General features: G+C 66.5%; 4 protein-coding genes. 2 read left to right on the top strand and 2 right to left on the bottom strand.

Going from position 1 to position 4034, the window contains the following annotated elements:
* The first annotated feature begins 464 nt into the window (after positions 1–464).
* Both HV826_RS36020 and HV826_RS36025 read left to right on the top strand, forming a co-directional pair.
* Entirely contained in the window at positions 465–911 is a 447-nt protein-coding gene (locus HV826_RS36020; protein ID WP_176421529.1) for a hypothetical protein, read from the top strand.
* A 183-nt stretch (positions 912–1094) separates the two neighbouring features.
* On the top strand, positions 1095–1538 hold the full coding sequence (locus tag HV826_RS36025; protein ID WP_176421530.1) for a hypothetical protein: 444 nt from the start codon (positions 1095–1097) through the stop codon (positions 1536–1538).
* A gap of 93 nt (positions 1539–1631) precedes the next feature.
* Here HV826_RS36025 and HV826_RS36030 read toward each other — a convergent pair whose 3' ends face one another.
* A complete protein-coding gene (locus tag HV826_RS36030) occupies positions 1632–1778 on the bottom strand; it encodes a hypothetical protein (protein WP_176421531.1) in 147 nt (48 codons plus the stop codon).
* Between the two features lie 718 nt (positions 1779–2496).
* Positions 2497–3960 carry an efflux RND transporter permease subunit gene (locus HV826_RS37770; RefSeq protein ID WP_255217591.1) on the bottom strand — a complete coding sequence of 488 codons (1464 nt, stop codon included), beginning with the start codon at positions 3958–3960 and terminating at the stop codon, positions 2497–2499.
* Positions 3961–4034: the final 74 nt, after the last annotated feature.

The following is a 4034-nucleotide window of genomic DNA, read 5'->3' on the forward strand; positions in this document are numbered from 1 at the left end:
GGAGGGGGGTACCTCCGGTGGGTTTCAGCGTACCCCAGGGGCCTGCCGGGTACCCGTCTTTGACGCACGGAGCCTCCCGGGGGCAGGGGCCTCGTGCGCGCCGCGCAACTTCCTCATCCCTGACGGTGAAGGCGCCGCGCTCTTGGAGAGGTCACGGCGGTATTGCAAGAGGCGCGGCGTGGGCTGTCTGTTGCGCTTGTGGCGAGGGAATTGGCGAACGTAGATGCTGTCTGGTTGGATAATTACGCCTGTTTTGCGTGTGGTTTGCGTGGAGTGATGGATGTTTGTTTAGATTTGTTTTGGAGATATTTGTTGTGAGTTGCTCGGGAAGATGCGAATTGGGTTTGGGGACTCTTGAGGGAATAGGACGCCGCATCCCTGGATGGAAAGACACCGGCCCGTGACTTAGCGGTGATGGGTCATTGACTTGGCTCTTGGCGGCGGGGCCCGAGAGGATACTGTATATGAAGATGTTTGGAGCGCTTGCGGTTTCGGCGATGATGGCTGTCTTTGTTGGCTGTGGGCCTGTTGACGATCAGTCTTCGATGGAGGGGGCCCCTTCCATGGTTGAGGCGACGTTGAACAATGAGGTCCCGGTTCCAGACGCAGCCATGATAGATGCGCTGGAAGCGGCTTGCGAATCGCCGAGCTGGGACGAGTGTGTGAATGCCGGGTTTGGAAGCTGCACTGCATGGTCAGCGTTCGTCGATTGTGGTTCTCCGTCTGCGTGCGATGACTTCTCTCCGCAGTGCAAGGAACGCATTGGTGGTGAATGGTTTACGACGGGAACGGTCTTTCAGGGCAGGAATAGCTATCGCGTTTGCTTGAACGCGGTGGGTGCGTCTTGCACTGAGTATCGCCTTGAGCAGGTTGTTCAGTCTTGTGGTTGTGGCGGTGGTATTCCGCTTTGATGTCTGAATCTGTCTCCAGGGTGGGTGTGAATTCGCCCGACCTGTGACGCTTTGAAAGACCACGGCCCGGCCCCTTATGAGAGGAGCCGGGCATTGGTCCGTTCAGGCCTGTCGCGGGCCTCATAGCGGCGTGCGGATGAAGCGGGCAGGCGGAGGCTGTTGAGTGAGGAGCTATCGCCTGCCATGTCCGGTGCGCAGTCGCTCGACCTGCGCGAGCGTTTCATCGCAGCCTGGCAAGAGCGCCATCGCCCGTGGCTTCATGCTCGGCGATGCCACGGCGCGCCGCGACCTCGCTCGCTTCGAGGCAACCTGCAGCGTCTGTGCGCGTCCCGTGGGAGCGGTGCGCCTCGCAAGGTGGACGCGGCGGGCGAAGAGGTGCCGCGGCGCCTGGTGTGCGAGCCCCCCGCCACCGATGAGGCGTTGGCACGCGTTGATGCCCTGCCGTCCCGACTTCAGCCCCATCGAACTGGCATGAAGCAAGGCCAAGGCACGCTGCTGCGCAAGTGGTGGCTGCGCACCCGCTCCGGGTTGCAGCAGGGCACCCCGCCAGCCCTGGCGGCCATTTCTCCGCGCGACGCAGCCGGAGGGCTCGCCCACCGCGGCGACGCCATCGCTCAGCCCTTTTGAGCTGCGCCAGGAGGCGAGGCGCCCCGAGGGCCGGGGCGCACCTGGGCAGCTCGCTAGAGAGAAACGAGGCGTTGGGGTTGGCAGAAGAGGTGGTCAGGCCTCCTGCGCCGTCGGCACCCGTGCGTCATGGACGCCGAGGTCTTCGAGGCGGCGCAGGAGCTGCTTGGCGAGCTGCGCCTTGCTGGAGCGCTCGAAGTCGTCAGCGCCCAGGTACTTGTAGGGAAGGTTCTGGCGCAGCATGTTCGAGCACTTCGCTCATCCGCGCCTCCAGCGACTCAAGCGCCGCTTGCAAGGCGTCAATCGGGTCCAGGTGCAGCTTGAGCAGGACGCGGTGGTGGTCCGTCACCCGGCCATGCACGCCTGCACCAGGGCCGCCCGCCTGGCCTTGAATTTGCCCCTTGCCAACTCGGCGAGGACTTCCGGGGCAGTCTGGCCCTGCTCCTGAAGACAGCGGCGTAGGCTGGGAGCCCGTGTCGTGGAATTCTAGAGTGGGTGCGCGATGGCGACAATTCGGGCTGCTCACCAAGCGCCGGGTCCAACTGTTCGACGGGCTCACCCGCACCCATGACGCGCCGACCTCTGTGCCTACGCCACGAGCAGGCTACCGCGTTTCATTCCTCGTGGGTCGGACGCCAGCCGGGTGGCTAACTGTTCGGAAATGTCGGGGGTTTTGGCGCCACAAAAGTCCCGACATTTCCGAACAGCGAGCGCCGGGAGTGACTCCGCCCCCGGCGCGAGGGGGCCCGTCGGGTGGCGCGCGGTCCGCTCGTTCAGCATGAACTCCGCCACGGAGGTGATGGCATCCGCGCGCGCCTTGCGCTCACGAGGTGTCCCCTCGCGCATGCACTCCCACGCGAACCGCTCCGCCCTGCGGTCGCTCGTCCTGCCCTGCCTGGCGCTCGCTCAGCCCGCGGACGACACGCCGCGGAGGGTTCGCCCACTGCGGCGGCTCCGTCGCTCAGCTCATCTGTGCTGCGCGATCAGTGGGGCGCGGCGGGCGTGGGCGCCGCTTTGTCCTCACCCGCTTCGCCGAGAAGCTTCTGGCATCAGCACGTAGCGCCCGGGAATGAACACGATGACACTCTTCCCTCTCTCCCGGAGCTGCTCGGCGAACTCCACGATGATGACGGCGTTCTTGCTGGTGAGGCCCGCGAGCACCAGGAAGGCGAGCAGAATGAGGGCCGGATACTGCAGCATCTTGCGCAGGCCCCGGCCGTAGAGGGCCCTCGTCCCGTCCAGCACGGTGTCCACCCAGCGGAAGAAGACCCACTTCTCGCCCTCGTGGTGCTTCATCATCCGGGCGCTGAGCGCGGGGGTGAGCCTCGCGCGCGGCCTGTATGGGAGACAGGCGCAGCTCCACCATCAACCGCTCGATGTTCTCGATGACGACGATGGCGTCGTCCACCATCAGGCCCGTGGCCAGCATCAAGACGATATCGCCGAACTCCTCCGGCTCCACCAGCCGGTCTCGGGCCCGCGCCGCTATCTGGTAGGGGTTGAGGCCAATGGAGGACAGGGGGTTGCGCACCTCGTGGACGATTTGGGCGGAGATGCGGCCGACGGCGGCCAGCTGCTCGGCGCGCATGAGGGCCTCGGCCTGGGCCTTGAGCTGGGCCTCGCGGGCCTGGAGGGAGCGGGCCATCTGGTCGAACTCGCGGGCGAGGACGGCCACCTCGTCGTCGCCGCGCACGCCGAGCTGGGCGTTGTAGTCACCGCGGCCGATACGGGACACGCCGCGGATGAGGTTTTGCATCGGGCACAGGGTGCGTGCGGACCAGGCGGTGGCGCCCACGGAGAAGCCGATGATGAAGAGGCCGGTGGTGCGCTCGCGCTCCTCGGCGCCGTCCACGCGCTCGCGGATGCGGTTGGAGAGGGCGGCGCGCAGCACGCGAATTTCGCGGCCGATGGCGTTCTCCTCTTGCCGCAGTCTGGCGGTGGCGACGGCGACCTGCTCCCGGTCCGGGTTCTCCGTGGCCAGGGCGGTGAAGACGGCCTCGGCGGCGCGGCCGTAGTCGCGGTAGCGGACTTGGAGCTCGCCGAAGCGGTCCTCCAGTCCCCGGATGAAGGGCACCTCGCTGTCAGGGGCGGAGGCCAGCACCTCGTGCGCCTTGGCCTGGGCGGCGGCGAGCCGCTGGGTCATGAGGGGCGAGTTGTAGGTCCGGGCCAGCCGGATGAAGGCGCGGCGGATTTCGACGTTGCCCTCTTGAATGAGGCGCTCGGTGTCCTTCTCTTGGGTTGCGTGGAAGGTCTCCAACTCCGCGGCGTCCTGGGAGAGCTGGAGGTAGCCCTGGCTCACCAGCCGTATCTCCAGCCGGTTGCGGTGGAGCTCCGTCACGCTGAACAGGGACACCAGCCCGAAGGTGCCGAGCACCACGGCGTAGCCCAGGAAGATGCGTGTCGCGAGGGAGAGCTTCACGGGCATTCCTCGCTACGTGGCGGGCCGTCCAGCCGCAAGTCTCGTCTCCAGGGGGCGCGGGCGCCTGCTCGGGGGCCGCC

The organism is Myxococcus sp. AM010, from assembly GCF_013372585.1.
Lineage (GTDB): Bacteria > Myxococcota > Myxococcia > Myxococcales > Myxococcaceae > Myxococcus > Myxococcus vastator.